16 protein-coding genes are annotated in these 15,193 nt (G+C 71.3%); 3 read left to right on the top strand and 13 right to left on the bottom strand.

Going from position 1 to position 15,193, the window contains the following annotated elements; all coding sequences use genetic code 11:
* Positions 1-16: 16 nt before the first annotated feature.
* The 7 genes from rnc to AB0K21_RS06885 form a co-directional block, all read right to left on the bottom strand.
* Positions 17-691: a ribonuclease III gene (gene rnc, locus AB0K21_RS06915; RefSeq protein ID WP_051752506.1), complete on the bottom strand. Its 675-nt coding sequence runs from the start codon at positions 689-691 to the stop codon at positions 17-19.
* A gap of 267 nt (positions 692-958) precedes the next feature.
* Entirely contained in the window at positions 959-1,138 is a 180-nt protein-coding gene (gene rpmF, locus AB0K21_RS06910; RefSeq protein WP_012894381.1) for a 50S ribosomal protein L32, read from the bottom strand.
* 1 nt (position 1,139) lies between these two features.
* Positions 1,140-1,694 carry a YceD family protein gene (locus AB0K21_RS06905; RefSeq protein ID WP_343982332.1) on the bottom strand — a complete coding sequence of 185 codons (555 nt, stop codon included), beginning with the start codon at positions 1,692-1,694 and terminating at the stop codon, positions 1,140-1,142.
* 66 nt (positions 1,695-1,760) lie between these two features.
* Positions 1,761-2,237, bottom strand: coding sequence for a pantetheine-phosphate adenylyltransferase (gene coaD / locus AB0K21_RS06900; protein ID WP_030913570.1), 477 nt, complete (start codon positions 2,235-2,237; stop codon positions 1,761-1,763).
* A 16-nt stretch (positions 2,238-2,253) separates the two neighbouring features.
* A complete protein-coding gene (gene rsmD / locus AB0K21_RS06895; protein ID WP_343982328.1) occupies positions 2,254-2,832 on the bottom strand; it encodes a 16S rRNA (guanine(966)-N(2))-methyltransferase RsmD in 579 nt (192 codons plus the stop codon).
* Between the two features lie 447 nt (positions 2,833-3,279).
* A complete protein-coding gene (gene recG / locus AB0K21_RS06890) occupies positions 3,280-5,451 on the bottom strand; it encodes an ATP-dependent DNA helicase RecG (protein ID WP_364148474.1) in 2,172 nt (723 codons plus the stop codon).
* 106 nt (positions 5,452-5,557) lie between these two features.
* Positions 5,558-7,135 carry a DAK2 domain-containing protein gene (locus AB0K21_RS06885; RefSeq protein ID WP_343982319.1) on the bottom strand — a complete coding sequence of 526 codons (1,578 nt, stop codon included), beginning with the start codon at positions 7,133-7,135 and terminating at the stop codon, positions 5,558-5,560.
* Between the two features lie 364 nt (positions 7,136-7,499).
* On the opposite strand from AB0K21_RS06885, the gene rpmB reads away from it, so the two are divergent.
* Positions 7,500-7,685, top strand: coding sequence for a 50S ribosomal protein L28 (gene rpmB / locus AB0K21_RS06880; protein WP_012894387.1), 186 nt, complete (start codon positions 7,500-7,502; stop codon positions 7,683-7,685).
* A gap of 150 nt (positions 7,686-7,835) precedes the next feature.
* On the opposite strand, the gene thiD is transcribed toward rpmB, so the two are convergent.
* From thiD to AB0K21_RS06865, 3 genes are all read right to left on the bottom strand, one after another.
* A complete protein-coding gene (thiD, locus tag AB0K21_RS06875) occupies positions 7,836-8,636 on the bottom strand; it encodes a bifunctional hydroxymethylpyrimidine kinase/phosphomethylpyrimidine kinase (protein ID WP_343982299.1) in 801 nt (266 codons plus the stop codon).
* A 181-nt stretch (positions 8,637-8,817) separates the two neighbouring features.
* Positions 8,818-9,609 carry a hypothetical protein gene (locus AB0K21_RS06870; protein WP_364148470.1) on the bottom strand — a complete coding sequence of 264 codons (792 nt, stop codon included), beginning with the start codon at positions 9,607-9,609 and terminating at the stop codon, positions 8,818-8,820.
* Between the two features lie 333 nt (positions 9,610-9,942).
* Positions 9,943-10,899, bottom strand: a complete 957-nt coding sequence (locus tag AB0K21_RS06865; RefSeq protein WP_364148467.1) for a thiamine-phosphate kinase — start codon at positions 10,897-10,899, stop codon at positions 9,943-9,945.
* Between the two features lie 51 nt (positions 10,900-10,950).
* Between AB0K21_RS06865 and AB0K21_RS06860 the strand changes: the two genes are divergently transcribed.
* The gene (locus AB0K21_RS06860) at positions 10,951-11,184 is read left to right on the top strand and encodes an Lrp/AsnC ligand binding domain-containing protein (protein ID WP_030913587.1); all 234 of its coding nucleotides are present in this window, start codon (positions 10,951-10,953) and stop codon (positions 11,182-11,184) included.
* A 28-nt stretch (positions 11,185-11,212) separates the two neighbouring features.
* A complete protein-coding gene (locus AB0K21_RS06855) occupies positions 11,213-11,659 on the top strand; it encodes a DUF3515 family protein (protein WP_343982287.1) in 447 nt (148 codons plus the stop codon).
* Here AB0K21_RS06855 and AB0K21_RS06850 read toward each other — a convergent pair.
* Genes AB0K21_RS06850 through AB0K21_RS06840 form a run of 3 tightly spaced genes read right to left on the bottom strand, consistent with a single transcriptional unit; the run spans position 11,642 to position 15,055 of the window.
* Positions 11,642-12,751 (bottom strand): D-alanine--D-alanine ligase family protein, encoded by a 1,110-nt coding sequence (locus AB0K21_RS06850; RefSeq protein WP_364148463.1) that lies wholly within the window; start codon positions 12,749-12,751, stop codon positions 11,642-11,644. The genes AB0K21_RS06855 and AB0K21_RS06850 overlap by 18 nt on opposite strands.
* A 50-nt stretch (positions 12,752-12,801) precedes the next feature.
* Positions 12,802-14,028 (bottom strand): aminotransferase class I/II-fold pyridoxal phosphate-dependent enzyme, encoded by a 1,227-nt coding sequence (locus AB0K21_RS06845; RefSeq protein ID WP_343982281.1) that lies wholly within the window; start codon positions 14,026-14,028, stop codon positions 12,802-12,804.
* A gap of 16 nt (positions 14,029-14,044) precedes the next feature.
* A complete protein-coding gene (locus tag AB0K21_RS06840; RefSeq protein WP_343982278.1) occupies positions 14,045-15,055 on the bottom strand; it encodes an NAD(P)H-dependent glycerol-3-phosphate dehydrogenase in 1,011 nt (336 codons plus the stop codon).
* Between the last annotated feature and the right edge of the window lie 138 nt (positions 15,056-15,193).

Raw genomic sequence — 15,193 nt, 5'->3', positions numbered from 1 at the left:
CCTCCTTGGGCGACGGTCAGCCGGCTTCGCGCCTGTCGCGGTCCTGGCGGATTCTGTTCCAGGCCGCCTCCGCCGCCTGCTGCTCGGCTTCCTTCTTCGAGCGGCCGGATCCCGAACCGTATCCCTCTCCGCCGACGCGAACGACCGCGGTGAAGGACTTGGCGTGGTCGGGGCCGCTCTCCTCAACATGATATTCGGGCACGCCGAGCGACTCCGAGGCGGTGAGCTCCTGCAGGGAGGTCTTCCAGTCGAGCCCGGCACCGAGCGAGGCGGAGCGGGTGATGAGGGGGTCGAAGAGCAGGTGGACGACGCGGAACGCCTCGTCCAGCCCCCTGTTCACGTAGATCGCGCCGATCAGCGCCTCAAGGGTGTCCGCGAGGATCGAGGACTTGTCGCGCCCCCCGGTGCCCTCCTCACCCCGGCCGAGCCGCAGGAAACGGCCGAGACCCAGCGAGCGGGCCACGTCGGCGAGGGCGCGCATGTTCACCACCGCGGCCCTGAGCTTGGCCAGCTGCCCTTCGGGCAGGTCGGGGTGGTTGCGGTAGAGGGTGTCGGTGACGACCAGGCCCAGCACCGAGTCGCCCAGGAACTCCAGGCGCTCGTTGGTCGGCAGGCCGCCGTTCTCGTACGCGTAGGAACGGTGCGTCAGCGCACGCTCCAGGATGGCGACGTCCAGACGCACCGACAGCAGGCGCTCAAGCTCGTCCTTGACGAACTCGACGGCGACCGGTTTGACACTCGTACCCACGGCTTCTCCTCGCACGCTCTCTCATCGAATGCGCGATGGCGAAGAAACGAGAGATGCCCGAAGATGTGGTGGGCGCCGGGAGGGCACGCGTTCTACCGCGAACCCCGGCGTCCACCACAACCGCGGGCGGACCGCCATCGCAGGGTGGGCGGACGGTGACGCCGACCGGGCCGGAAAGGACCCGGCCGGCATCCGTCTGTCAGACTGCGATCAGGCGGAGGGCTCGATCACCTGACGGCGGTTGTAGGTGCCGCAGGTCGGGCACGCCACGTGCGGACGCTTCGGCGAGCGGCACTGGGGGCAGCTCACGAGCGAAACCGCGGCGGCCTTCCACTGCGACCTGCGGGAGCGAGTGTTGCTCCGCGACATCTTGCGCTTGGGGACAGCCACGTCAGCTCTCCTGATCGTTGTTATGTTCCGGAATCAGACCCTGCAGCTTCGCCCAGCGGGCGTCGATCACCTCGTGGCCGTGGTCAGGCCCGGCATCCGCCAGCCTGACCCCGCACTCCACGCAGAGCCCGGCACAGTCCTCACTGCAGACCGGGCTCAACGGCAGTGTGAGCACCACCGCGTCGCGAAACGCGGGTTCGAGGTCGAGAAGTTCACCGTCGAGAAGCGAGTCACCCTCGGCAGCATCCTCTGCCGAGTAGAAGAACAGCTCCTGGAAGCCCACCTCGGCTCGCGAGATGACCGGCTCCAGGCAGCGTGCGCACTCCCCCCGCAGCGGGGCTTGCGCAGTGCCCGTGACGAGCACACCCTCCATGACCGCCTCAAGCCGGATGTCCAGCTCGACTTCGGCGTCCTTGGGAACGCCGATCATGTCGACGCCGATGTCCGCCGGTGCCGGGAGAACGAGGTCCATCCGCCGCATCGACCCTGGTCGTCGCCCCAGGTCATGGGTAGAGATCACCCATGGGGCTCGGGGGTCAAGGTTGGGATGAGTCATTTCGCTCTCGTTAGGCATGGCGCATCATCGCCATCGTGCAAGGCCGAAACAAGAGAATAGCAGGGCCTAGCCCCTGAGCCGTTCGACCAGGAGCTCCTGGACAAGATCGGGAACTAGCCCGGCCACGCTCCCACCATACTTGACGATCTCCTTGATGCGGCTGGAGGACAGGAAGGAGACCTCGGGCCCGGTGGCCATGAACAGGGTCTCCACCCCCGACATCCGGTAGTTGAGCTGCGCCATCTGGAGCTCGTAGTCGAAGTCGCTGATCGCGCGCAGGCCCTTCACGATGGCGGGGATCTCCTGCTGCCTGCAGTAGTCGACCAGGAGGCCGTGGAACTTGTCCACGCGGACGTTCCCGTACTCCTTGGTGACCGTCTGGAGAGTCTGGATACGTTCGTCCACCGTGAAGAGGCTCTTCTTCTCGATGTTGATCAGTACGGCCACGACGACCTCGTCGTACTGCCGGGAAGCCCGGCCGATGATGTCCAGATGACCGTTCGTGACGGGATCGAAGGATCCCGGACAGACAACGCGACGCAAGGTGGACTCCCTGCTCTTAAGGATTCCCGGCGGCGCGACCGTACCAAACGGCCGCTTCACCGTAACGACGGACCCTCTCCTCTTCGTACCCCGCCGGCCAGCGGAGGTCCCCTCCCCGGCTCTCCCTCTCCACCGCGACGAGCGCGTCCTCGGCCAGCCAGCCTCGGTCGCGCAGCAGTTCGAGCACCGTCCCCACCTCCTCGTCGCCCAGCGCGTACGGCGGGTCGGCGAGGACGAGGTCGTACGGCTCCCCGCTCTCTCCGACGCCCCTGGCCAGCAGCCGCTCGACCCTGTCGGCGGCGACCTCGGCCCCGGGCAGCCCCAGCGAGGTGACGTTCTGCCTGATCGTCCGGATCGCCCTGGCGTCCGACTCCACGAGAAGCACCCGGGCGGCCCCCCGGGAGAGCGCCTCAAGCCCGAGCGCGCCCGAGCCCGCGTAGAGGTCGAGCACCCGGCACCCCTCCAGCGGGCCGATCAGCGACCCCACCGTGGAGAAGATCCCCTCCCTGGCCCTGTCGCTCGTGGGGCGGGTCCCCCGCCCCGGCGGCACTGCCAGCCGCCGTCCTCCTGCGCTTCCCGCGATGACTCGGCTCACCCGGCCATCCTCTCAGTGCCATCGCGCGGCGCCACCGCGCGATGGCACCGCACGGTGCCGCCGCCCGTCCCCGGCGCCTGCCCCCGGAGCGGCCCGGGTGCGCCACACGCAGCACGGCGTGTCGCGACGCATCACATAACCGCAGGTCAAAAGGGTCCTGGTAGGTGATCTAGGTCAAGAGTGGGCAAGGAGTGGCGACGAAAGCGTAAGGGTCGTTCCGTCAGGTGCCGGTCCCTTGCATGATGATTCCTGCGGCCTCCAAGTGACCCAGGGGGAGGCCGACCGGCGTGATCGTGAGCCCTTCCGCACGCCGGTGCTCTCGGCACCTGACCCGGGAGTGGGCCCAGGCGGGGACGGCATTCGGGGGGAGGCCGTCCCCGCAGTTGGGCACGGCGCGTCCGCCGGCCCCGGCCACGAAGCCCCGCCGGGCATCGCCACCGTCGGCCCTCAGGTCTTCTCCAGGTACTCGGCGCGCTCGTCCGCCAGGAGCCTGTCGATCTCCGCGCGGAGCACGGGGTGCCCCGCCAGCTCGAGGTCGGCCTCCAGCATCGCCTCGGCGTCCAGGCGCGCGGCGTGGATGACGTCCTCGTCACGGAGGAGCCTGAGCATCTTCAGCGACGACCTGCGTCCCGACTGGGCCACCCCGAGCACATCACCCTCCCTGCGCTGTTCCAGGTCGACACGGGACAGCTCAAAGCCGTCCAGGGTGGCCGCCACGGCGTCGAGCCGCGCCCTGGCGGGCGTGCCGCCGGGAGAGTCGGTCACCAGCAGGCAGAGACCGGGCAGCCCGCCGCGGCCGACCCGGCCGCGGAGCTGGTGGAGCTGCGAGACGCCGAACCTGTCGGCGTCCATGATGACCATGACCGAGGAGTTGGGGACGTCGACGCCGACCTCGATGACCGTGGTCGCCACCAGCACGTCGATCTCTCCCCTGGTGAACGCCTTCATCACCGCGTCCTTCTCCTCGGGAGGGAGCTTGCCGTGGAGCACCTCCGTACGGAGCCCCAGCAGCGGCCCCCGCGAGAGCGTCTCCGCCACGTCGAGCACCGCCAGCGGCGGCCTGCGCTCGTCGTCGGACTTCGACATGTCGCCCTCGTCACCCTCCAGGTCGCCGATGCGCGGGCACACGACGTAGGCCTGGCGGCCCAGCCCGATCTCCTCGCGCAGCCGGGTCCAGGCGCGGTCGAGGAAGTGCGGCTTCTCCGCGGCGGGAACCACGTGCGTGGTGATCGGGGCACGCCCGGAGGGCAGCTGGGAGAGCGTGGAGACCGTGAGATCGCCGAAGACCGTCATGGCGACCGTGCGGGGGATGGGGGTGGCGGTCATGACGAGCACGTGCGGGCGGCCGGCCCCGGCCTTCTCGCGAAGCGCGTCGCGCTGCTCGACGCCGAACCTGTGCTGCTCGTCGACCACGACCAGGCCGAGATCGGCGAACTGGACCCGCTCCTGCAGGACCGCGTGGGTGCCGACGACGATGCCCGCCGTGCCCGAGGCCGCGTCGAGCATGGCCGAGCGGCGGGCCGCGGCGCCCAGCGAGCCGGTCAGCAGGGCGACCGCGGTGCCGCCGAACATGCCCCCGCCTGCCAGGTCGCCGAGCATGGCCGAGATCGACCTGTGGTGCTGCTGGGCGAGCACCTCGGTGGGCGCCAGCAGCACGGCCTGTCCCCCGGCGTCGACCACCTGGAGCATCGCGCGCAGCGCGACGACGGTCTTGCCCGCCCCGACCTCGCCCTGGAGCAGCCGGTGCATGGGGTGGGCCATGGCCAGGTCGGCCGCGACCTCCTCGCCCACCTCGCGCTGCCCCTCGGTCAGCTCGAACGGCAGCCGCTTGTCGAAGTCGGCGAGCAGCCCGTCGGAGATCGCGGGCCTGGGGGTGGCGGGCCAGGAGGCCGCGGCCATCCGGCGCTGCAGCAGCACCGCCTGGAGCAGGAACGCCTCGTCGAACCTGAGCCGCTTGCGCGCCCTGGCCACGTCGGCGTGGTCGCGCGGCCGATGGACGGCCAGCAGCGCGTCCGACAGACCGGGGAGCCTGTGCCGGGTGCGCAGTTCCTCGGGAAGCGGGTCGTCGAGTTCGCCCATCGTGTCGAGGACGACGCCCAGCGCCCTGCGGATGGCCCAGGGCGTCACGTCCTTGCCCGCCGGATAGATCGGCACGAGCGCGGCGGCGAACTCCTCGGCCCCCGTCTCGTGCTCCTCGATCATCTCGAACTCGGGGTGGGAGAGCTGCCACTTGCGCTTCTCGCCCTGGCCGAAGGCGCCGACCTTCCCGGCGAACATGCCGCGCCTGCCCGGCCGCAGCCGCGTCTCCGCGATGTGGGACGCCTTCCCGAAGAACGACAGGTAGATCTTGCTGCGGCGGGCGTCGACGACCTCGACCTCCAGCCAGGTGCCGCCCTTGTTCCGCATCGGCCTGCGCATCGCCCTGGTCACCTCGCCCACCACCGTGACGTGCTCGTCGACCCGCAGGTCGTCGAGGTCGGTCAGCTCACCCCGCTCGGCGTAGCGCCGCGGGTAGTGCCGCAGCAGGTCGCCGACGGTGCGCAGGTCGAGAACGCTCTCCAGCAACTTGGCGGTTTTGGGGTCCAGCGCCTTCGCCAGCGGCTCGTCGAAGCTCGTCACCCCAGCTTTCTACCGTGTGCGGGGGACAGAAATCGCCCGGCCCGGCCCACGGAACGGTTCACGCGCGCCTGTCGGCGAACCCACGGCGCCCGCTCACCCACCCGGTTCACTCGACGCCGATGAGCAGCGGGTAGCCGCCCTGGCCGCCCTCGTACAGCACCACCTCGATGTCCGGCCTGGTCTCGGCCAGGTGGTCCAGCACCGCGCGCGCGAGCCCCTCGGGGGCGTCGACGCCCTCCAGAACGGTCACCAGCTCGCTGCTGGAGGACACCATGCGGCCCACGACCTCCAGGGCGGTGGCCCCGAGGTCCCTGCCGATCAGCGCGGCGTCCCCGTCGACCACCCCCAGGACGTCACCCGGCTCGGCCAGGCCCGCGCTCGTCATGACCTCGCGGTCGGCCACCCAGACGTGCCCGTGGCGGGTGTGCGCGGCCGCCTCGGTCATGGCCACCACATCGTCGTCGAAGCGGCGCAGCGGGTCGTGCACGGCCAGCGCCGACAGGCCCTGCACCGAGGCCCTGGTCGGCAGGACGCCGACCACCAGGCCCTCCTCCCTGGCCACCTCCGCGGCGGCCGCGGCGACCTCGCGCGTCCCGCTGTCGTTGGGCAGGACCACGACCTCCGAGCCGGCCTCGCGGATGGCGGCGAGCACCGCCGCCAGCGGCGGGCTGGAGCCCGGCTCGCGGCGGACGACCACGGCCCCCGACTCCTCGAACAGCGCGGCCAGCGCGGGTCCCGCCGCCACGGCCACCACTCCCCTGCCCCGCGCGGCCGGGTGGGTCCTGTCCGCGCCGACCAGATACGTCACCCTGATCCGGTGGGGCCGCCCCAGCCGGACCGCCGCCTCGATCGCCGCGCCCGCGTCGTCCACGTGGACGTGCACGTTCCACAGGTCGTCCCCACCCACGATCACCAGCGACTCGCCCAGCGCGTCGAGTTCCGCGCGAAGCGCCGCGACCTGTGCCGCTCCGGCCTCCAGGAGGTACATGACCTCGTAGCCGGGCCCGTCCGCGCTCTCCCCCGCGACCTCCGCGCCGATCCGGTGGGCCGGGGCGGGGATGTCCACCCGCCCGGTGTAGGAGTCGGTGACGATCGCGGCGAGGCTCTCCAGAATGATCGTCAGGCCCGCGCCGCCCGCGTCGACCACCCCGTTGCGGGCCAGCACGTCGAGCTGCCCGGGGGTACGGCGGAGCGCGGAGCGCGCCTCCTCGGCCGCCCTTCTCGCGATCGAGGCGAGATCTCCGCGGCCGTCGCGCACCGCCGCGGCGACCGCGGTCAGGACGCTCAGGATCGTGCCCTCAACCGGCCTGGCCACCGCGGCACGGGCCAGCTCGGCGGCTCTGACCAGGCCACGGCAGAGGTCCGTGCCGCGCCCCTCGGCCTCTCTGAACACCTCGGCGAGGCCGCGTAGCACCTGGCTGACGATCACCCCGGAGTTGCCCCGCGCGCCGAGCAGCGCTCCCTGCGCGAGCGCCTGCCAGGTGGCCGCCGTCCCCGCGTCCGCGGGCAGCCCGTCGAGCGCCTCGGCCGCGGAGAGCATGGTCAGGTGCAGGTTGGTACCGGTGTCGCCGTCGGGCACCGGGAAGACGTTGAGCGCGTCGATCTCCTCGCGCGCCTTCCCCAGCGTCTCCGCGGCCAGCCGCGACCACCTCCGCACCGAGGGCGGGTCGAGAACCTGCAGCATTCCTGCCCTCCTGCTCCTGCTCGCCCTCGTCGATCCCACCGGTCTCCCCTGGCAGATCCCGATGCCGCGACCGGTGGTTCCCCGTCCACACAACCCGTCCACACAACCCGTCCGCACGGCCTGTCCGGCCCGGCCCGCACCGGCCGATCGCCGCCCGCCGGACGCGACCCGCCATGGCGCGTCCCGGGATGCGCTACGGTTGCCTCCGGAGATTATCCCCGTTCGACCGTTCACGGCGGCTCACGTTCGCCTGTAGGGCCGAACATCGGGTATCCTCGTGTGGCCAGCCGGTCGTCCCGGCATGCCCGATGACCGCCCGCCAGTGCGGCGGATCGAGCCTCTCGACTGATCTAAGGAGCGAACCGTGGCTTCCGTCTGCGACGTTTGCGCTAAGAAGCCGACCTTCGGCAACAACGTCTCCCACTCGCACCGCCGCACCCGCCGCCGCTGGAACCCGAACATCCAGCCCGTGCGCGCAGTGGTGAACGGCACGCCGAAGCGGCTGAACGTTTGCACCTCCTGCATCAAGGCCGGCAAGGTCACCCGCTAGTCGGACTTCCGCGAAGCCCGCCGCCCCTCTACGGGGTGGCGGGCTTCGCCGTTCCCAACGGGTCTCGCCGCCGGGGACGGGCCTGCCCGCCGAGGCCGGCTCTGCCGCGTTCGGTACGGCTCCACCGCGTTCGAGGCGGGTTCTCCGCGTTCAGCGGAAGCGCAGCCGCCAGGCGTGGTCCACCGGGCCGATGCCGGCCCCCAGGGGGAAACCGTGCTCGATCGCGCCGGTGACGTACGCCTTCGCCTTCTCCACCGCGGCGGGGACGTCCTCGCCGAGGGCCAGGTGGGAGGCTATCGCGGAGGCCAGGGTGCAGCCCGTGCCGTGGGTGTGCCGGTTGTCGTGGCGCTCCGCGGTGAAGCGGAACTCCCGCGTGCCGTCGGTCAGCAGATCGACAGGAGCCCCGGGAAGGTGGCCGCCCTTGATGAGCGCCCACTCGGGCCCGAGCGCCAGGACCGCGTCGGCGGCCCGGCGCAGGTCGGCTTCGTCGGTGACCTTCACACCGGTGAGCTGGAGCACCTCCCACAGGTTGGGGGTGACCACCGTGGCCGTGCGCAGCAGGCTCGACCTGACCGTCTCCACCGCCTCCGGGGCGAGGAGCGCGTCACCGTGCTTGGAGACTCCCACCGGATCGACCACGACGGGCACGTCCAGCCCTGCCAGCACCTCGGCGACCGTCTCCACCAGTACGGGCGAGGCGAGCATGCCGGTCTTGACCGCCTGGGCACCGATGTCACCGAGCACCGAGTCGAGCTGGGCGCGGACCGCCTCCGGGGGAAGCTCCCAGTAGCCCTGCACGCCCAACGAGTTCTGTGCGGTCACCGCGGCGATCACGCTCATGCCGTGGACGCCGAGGGCCAGCATGGTCTTCAGGTCGGCCTGGATGCCCGCACCACCTCCGGAGTCGGAGCCGGCGACGGTCAGCACGCGAGGGGGAGCCAGAACGGTCATGCCCCCATCCAACCAGCCCCGTGCCGACCGGCTGAGCACCCCCGTCCACTTCCCGCCACGCCTTGGCCGCGTGGAAGAGCCGCGGCGGCACCGGCTCGGGCGACCGAGGCCCGACCGGGCCGGATCCGACGGCACCGGCCGGGTCCGGGACGCCGGGTCAGACGCCGGGTCAGACGCCGGGTCAGACGACGGCGCACTCTCCCCGGTCGCTCCGACAGGTCTCCGGAATCCCCGCGTCACCGCTCGCGGTGAAGACGACGACGAGTTCCTCGCCCGCCTCCAGCCCCTCCGGCGAGTCGATCACCAGGCTGTCGTCGAGTTGCTCCCAGTCGGCTCCGTGCACCGAGGAGACCGTCCCGTTGACCGGCACGCTCACCCTCAGGTTCTCGACGCTCTCGTCCGCGGCGACCACGAGCCTGACCGTGTACGACTGTGCCCTGCTCTTCACGAGGGCGGCGCCCACCATGATCACGGCGCCTCCCGCGGCGGGCGCGGGCGCCTCGAAGGTGGCGGTGGGCACGGGGACGGGCGCCGTGGTGCTCGGGGACTGCTCGGGAGCGGGTGTTCGGTGGTTACCGACGACGAGGGGCTCGGAGGTGGGCGTGGGCTCCGGTTCGCCGGTGGGCGACGGCTCGTCGGAGGCCAGGGGCGCGCGGGTGGCCTTCCTTGTCGTGGTGGGCCTGGGGGTGGAGGTGACTCCGCCTTCCCTGCGGGTGGAGGCGGGAGTCGGGACGGGCGTGGCCTCCGTCGTCTCGTCGCCCGCCTCCTCGGGCTCGTCGGCCGGTACGGGGTCCTCGGTGGGCTCGGTCTCACCGGCGGGGTCGGGCAGCGGTTCCGGCTGGTTCGACACCGCCGTGGCGCAACCGGCGACCGGGCAGTCGGCGGCGGAGCTCTCGGAGCCGGTCAGCGTCCGGATCCCGAACGCGGTCCCGCCGAGCACCACCGCCACCGCGGCGACGATCAGCAAGGTCATTCTGGTCCGTCCGCCGGACCTTTCCTCGTCCTCCGGCCATGTGACGGACGGCTCGGACTCCGACGTCCATCCCGAACCCAGGAAACCCGTCTGGGGCTCGGTGACCATCGACTCCTCGGGACGGAGCCGGCGCCCGATCGGCTCGTCCCGGTGACCGGGTGCCGGATCGGGCCCCGGCCCGCGTTTCCCCCGGTCCGGGGAAGCCGCTTCCCCGTTTCCACCATGGCGGCCCATATCGCCCCTTTCTCGGAGGGAATCTCGACCGCCCAACTTCATACCAGTTCAATAACCGTTTGTGGCAATTTTCGCAGATGTAACAACGAGTGGTAAAGGTCACTCCCGGAAGTGATCCCAGCCGCCACGGTCCAGCAACATGCCTTTGACCTGCACTCCCTCACCCTCGATGACATGGCCCACCACACTCCAGCCCTCCGGGAGCCGTACCCGGGCCGGGAAGGTCGCGGCGAGGGCGTGGTCGTCGCCGCCGGAGAGCACCCACTCCAGCGGGTCCGTGCCGAGCAGCCGGGCGGCCTCCCGCATCACCGGCGGGATGTGGAACGCCTCCGGGTCGAGCACGAGCGCGGTTCCGGCCGCGGCCGCCACGTGGCCGAGATCCTGAAGCAGGCCGTCGCTCACGTCGAGCATGGCGGTGGCCCCCAGTGCGGCGGCCTCGGGGCCGCGCGGGTAGGGAGGGCACGGGCGGCGGTGGGCGTCGATCAGCTCCACCGGCCCGGCCAGGCCCGCACGGAGCAGCGCGAGGCCCGCGGCGGCGTACCCGAGGCGGCCCGCGACCGCGACCACGTCACCGGGCCTGGCCCCGGACCTGGTGACCGGCGCCCGGCCGCCGAGGTCGCCGAGGGCGGTGACGGCGATCACGACGAGGTCGCAGCGGGTGATGTCGCCGCCCACCACGCTGGCGCCGACGAGGTGGCACTCGTCGCGAAAGCCGTCCGTGAGGTCGTCCAGCCAGCCGGTGGCGGCGTCGGCGGGCAGCCCGAGGCCGACCACGAGGCCGGTGGGGTCCGCTCCCATCGCCACGACGTCCGAGAGATTCTGCGCCGCGGCCTTGCGCCCGATGTCGTAGCCACTGGACCAATCACGGCGGAAGTGCCTACCCTCGAGTAACAGGTCAGTCGTCACGACGACCCGCCCGTCGGGAGCGCTCACCACCGCGGCGTCGTCCCCGGGACCGAGCAATACGGTCCCTCCCTGCGGCAAGCGTCCGGCAATACGTGCAACAACTCCGAATTCGCCGAGATCTCCGACTGTGATGACACACCTCCCGTTCATCACAGGGTACGGTGGCCCTTCGGCACTGATCCAATCGCCCCGGAGGTCGTTGTGGTGCAGGCCTACATCCTTATTCAGACCGAGGTCGGCAAGGCCGCGAACGTGGCTTCGGAGATCTCCGGCATTCCTGGTGTCACCCAGGCCGAGGACGTCACCGGACCCTACGACGTGATAGTGCGGGCGGAGGCCCGCAACGTCGATGAGCTGGGAAAGCTCGTGGTGGCGCAGATTCAGGGTGTGGAGGGGATCACGCGTACACTGACGTGTCCCATCGTCCATATCTGAGTCCGTATCTGACCGTCGGGAACGTGACATGCCACTGCGGTCCATCCGCCTGGCGGGGTGCGCCTGCGCCCTGCTGATCCTGGCGGGATGCGGCGGCGCCGTCCGGGTCGAGCCGCCCGTCCCCGAGGGACCCGCCGCCGCCGCGTGCCAGGCGCTCGCCGAGCGGCTCCCGCGGAGACTCGACGGCGCGGACCGGGTCGAGTCCACCCCCGCCTCCCCCTACGTCGCCGTGTGGGGGCAGGGCCGCATCGCGCTGCGCTGCGGGGTGCCGCGGCCGGTGACGATGTCGCCCACCGACCAGGTGCCCGAGATCAACGAAGTGGCGTGGTACGCCGACCCGGCCCGACCGACGCTGTTCACGTCGGTCGGCAGGGCGGCCTACGTCGAGGTGACGGTCGCGCGGGAGCACACCCCGCAGAACGTGCTGGTCGATCTCGCGGCACCGATCAAGGCAGCGCTACCGCAGACCGGGTGAGCGGCGCAGCGCGAGCTGGATCAGCCGGTCGACCAGCTCCGCGTAGGGCACCCCGGTGGCGGCCCAGAGCTGCGGTGCGACCGACATCGCGGTGAAGCCGGGCATGGTGTTGATCTCGTTGACGATCAGTCGCCCGTCGGTGGTGTAGAAGAAGTCGACCCGCGACAGGCCCTCGCAGCCCAGCGCCTCGAAGGCGCGCACGGCCATCGCCCGCAGCTGCTCGGCCGTCTCCTCGGGGATGTCCGCGGGCACCGACAGGGACATGTCGTCCCCGAGGTACTTGGCCTCGAAGTCGAAGAACTCGTGGTCTCCGTGAACCAGCACCTCACCGGGCATGCTGGCCCGGGGCGCCTCGTCGCCCGGCGACTCCAGCACGGCGCACTCGATCTCGCGGCCGGTGATCGCGGCCTCGACCAGCACCTTGGGATCGTGCTCGCGGGCGAACTCGATGGCCCGCTCAAGCTCCTCCAGGTCGGCGGCCTTGGAGATGCCCTGGCTGGACCCGGCGCGGGCGGGCTTGACGAAGACCGGCCAGCCGAGCTCCTGGACCTCCTTGAGCACCCGGCCGCGGTCGGTCCGCCAGTCGCGGTCGCGGATCGCGACATACGGCCCGACGGGCAGGCCCGAGGCGGCGAGGACCATCTTCATGTACGCCTTGTCCATGCCGACGGAGCTGGCCAGCACCCCGGAGCCGACATAGCGGACCCCGGCCATCTCCAGCAGCCCCTGGATGGTGCCGTCCTCCGCGAAGGGGCCGTGCATCACCGGGAAGACGACGTCGACGTGGCCGAGCTCGACGGGAATGCTGCCGGGGTCGTACGCCACCAGCGAGCCGTCACCGGATGTCAGCGCCAGCGTCGCGCTCGCCGCGTCGACGGCGGGCAACTCGCCGCTCTCGATCCCGTATCGCTGCTCCCCGGAGGCGAGCACCCACCGGCCGTCCTGGGCGATCCCGATCGGGACCACCTCGTACTTGGACCTGTCGATGGCCTCCAACACGCTTCCCGCTCCGAGAATGGAGACGGCGTGCTCGGAATTGCGACCGCCGAAGACGACGGCGACCCTCGGTAGAGGTTCGTGCTGCTCACTCATGATGCTCGAATCTACCCCCTGTTAGGGGGCAATCCGGCTGTTAGACGCGCCTATCTACTCGATGCGGGTAGTGAGTCGAGTGCCTTGGTCACGTCCATGATGAGATCTTCCGCGTCCTCGAGCCCGATGGAGAACCGGACGGCCGCCTCGTCGATCCCCGCCGCCCCGCCGAGCCGCCGGTGGGTGGTCGAGGCCACGTGCGCGGCCTTGGTGTGGATTCCTCCGGCGGAGGGGGCGATCGAGGCGAGCCTGAGGGCGTCGGCCAGGGCCACGCCGGCGTCGTAGCCACCGCGCGGAGTGATCGTCACGCAGGCGCCGTACCTGGTGCCCTCGGGTCCCGAATCGAACAGGTGCCTGGCGAGCTGGTGTCCGGGGTGTCCCGGCAGCCCCGGGTAGTCGACCCGGCGCACGGCGGGGTGCTTGGCCACGGCCGCGGCGAAGACCATCGCGGTGGAGCACATCCGGCGGACCCGCAGCGGCAGGGTCGCGAGCCCCCGGCGGAGCAGGAAGGCGTCGTCGGGGGAGAGCGTGCCCCCGGTGTCGATCCTGACCTCGCGCAGCTGGGCGATCAGGTCGGGACGGCCCACCGCGACGCCCCCGGCGCAGTCGTCATGGCCGCCGAGGTACGTGGTCGCGGAGTGGATCACCAGGTCGGCGCCGTGTTCCAGGGGACGGCACACGATCGGGGTGGCGAAGGTGGAGTCGACCACCAGCAGCGCCCCCGCGGCGCGGGCGATCCGGTAGAGGCCGCGGATGTCGGAGACCGCCATGGTCGGGTTGGAGAGCGTCTCCGCATAGATGATCTTCGTGTTGGGCCTGATCGCCGCCTGCACCCCGGTCAGGTCGCCGTAGCCGACGAAGTCCGCGCTGACCCCGAACCTGGACAGCACATTGGTGATCAGCGAGTGGGTCCCGCCGTACAGCGGGGTGGGCGCCACCAGATGCGCGCCCGCGCGCAGGAACGTCATCAGGACGGCGTTCACGGCGGCCATCCCCGAGGCGAACGCCTGCCCGGCCACGTCCTCGGGCGCCGCGGCCCCCTCCAGGGAGGCCACCGCCGAGGCGAACGCGGCGGTGGTGGGGTTGTCGATCCGGCCGTAGACGTGGCCGGACCCCTTCTCCTCCAACACCTCGGCGTACTCGGCGGAGTCGCCGAAGCCCCAGGCGGAACTGCGCCACACGGGGAGACCGAAGGGTCTCTGCGGGGGCGGCTCGGGAGCCGGCAGGTGCACCGACCGGGTGTTCTCCCCCCTGCGCCTGCGCATCCGTCTGTTCATGGGCCACACCGTGTCTTCACAGGCCGTACCGTTCCGGCTTGGGAGTCCGCGACATCAGGAGCACCGCGGCCTCGCTGGGAGGCATTGCGTCATGGACGACGGCCACCACCACTTCGGTGATCGGCATCTCCACGTCGTGCTTTCTGGCCAGTTCGAGCACCGACTCGCAGGATTTGACCCCCTCGGCGGTCTGTTTCGTGGCGGCGATGACCTCGGCCAGGGTCATACCCCGCCCAAGATTCTCCCCGAAAGTACGGTTCCGCGACAATGGGGAGGTACAGGTCGCCACCAGATCGCCCATGCCCGCCAGCCCCGCGAAGGTGTGCGGGTCCGCGCCGAGCACCGTGCCCAGCCTGGAGATCTCGGCCAGCCCGCGCGTCATCAGCATCGCCCCGACGTTGTCGCCCAGCCCCATCCCCGCCGAGATGCCGACCGCGAGGGCGATCACGTTCTTGACGGCCCCGCCGAGCTCGACCCCCACGACGTCGGGGTTGGTGTAGGGGCGGAACCAGGGCGGCAGGTAGCAGGCCTCCTGAAGGCGCTCCATCGCCCGCTCGTCGGTGCAGGCGACCACGGTGGCGGCGGGCTGGCCCCGGACGATCTCCCCGGCCAGGTTGGGGCCCGACACCACCGCGACCCGCTCCTGGGGCACCCCGGCGACCTCGCAGATCACCTCGCTCATCCGCTTGGTGGTGCCCAGCTCGATGCCCTTCATCAGGCTGACCAGCACCGCCTCCGGCGGCAGGTGCGGCTTCCAGCGGGTCAGGTTCTCCCTCAGGGTCTGGGAGGGCACCGCGAGCACCACGAAGTCGGCGCCGTCGAGAGCCTCGGCCGGGTCGGTCGTGGCGCGCAGCGTCTCGGGCAGCACCGCGCCCGGCAGGTAGACGGGGTTCTCGTGCCGCCGGTCGATCGCCTCGACGACCTCCGCGCTGCGGCCCCACAGGACCGTCCGGGTACCCGCCCCCGCGAGGATCATGCTGAAGGTCGTCCCCCACGATCCCGTGCCGAATACAGCCGCCTTGGTCATCGGTTCTCCTTGGGCGTGGAAACCTCCGCCTCCGGGCGGGGGAGAAGACACGGCGCGACGCCGTACGGTTCGGTACCGTGTCCGGCGGTGGCGACAGCCGGGCCACTACGAGTGTGACCGGCTAGGTCCTCACCGCCG

Origin of the sequence: Streptosporangium sp. NPDC049248 (genome assembly GCF_040678965.1) — a bacterium.
Classification (GTDB): Bacteria; Actinomycetota; Actinomycetes; order Streptosporangiales; family Streptosporangiaceae; genus Streptosporangium; species Streptosporangium fukuiense.
This window is presented reverse-complemented; position numbering and strand designations above follow the sequence as displayed.

Bases quoted from the DNA above. Each gene is read 5' to 3' on its own strand.
- AB0K21_RS06905 (WP_343982332.1), bottom strand. From the start codon at position 1,694: ATGACTCATCCCAACCTTGACCCCCGAGCCCCATGGGTGATCTCTACC.
- AB0K21_RS06885 (WP_343982319.1), bottom strand. From the start codon at position 7,135: ATGCTGCAGGTTCTCGACCCGCCCTCGGTGCGGAGGTGGTCGCGGCTG.
- thiD (WP_343982299.1), bottom strand. From the start codon at position 8,636: ATGACCGTTCTGGCTCCCCCTCGCGTGCTGACCGTCGCCGGCTCCGAC.
- AB0K21_RS06870 (WP_364148470.1), bottom strand. From the start codon at position 9,609: ATGACCTTGCTGATCGTCGCCGCGGTGGCGGTGGTGCTCGGCGGGACC.
- AB0K21_RS06865 (WP_364148467.1), bottom strand. From the start codon at position 10,899: ATGAACGGGAGGTGTGTCATCACAGTCGGAGATCTCGGCGAATTCGGA.
- AB0K21_RS06855 (WP_343982287.1), top strand. From the start codon at position 11,213: ATGCCACTGCGGTCCATCCGCCTGGCGGGGTGCGCCTGCGCCCTGCTG.
- AB0K21_RS06850 (WP_364148463.1), bottom strand. From the start codon at position 12,751: ATGAGTGAGCAGCACGAACCTCTACCGAGGGTCGCCGTCGTCTTCGGC.
- AB0K21_RS06845 (WP_343982281.1), bottom strand. From the start codon at position 14,028: ATGAACAGACGGATGCGCAGGCGCAGGGGGGAGAACACCCGGTCGGTG.
- AB0K21_RS06840 (WP_343982278.1), bottom strand. From the start codon at position 15,055: ATGACCAAGGCGGCTGTATTCGGCACGGGATCGTGGGGGACGACCTTC.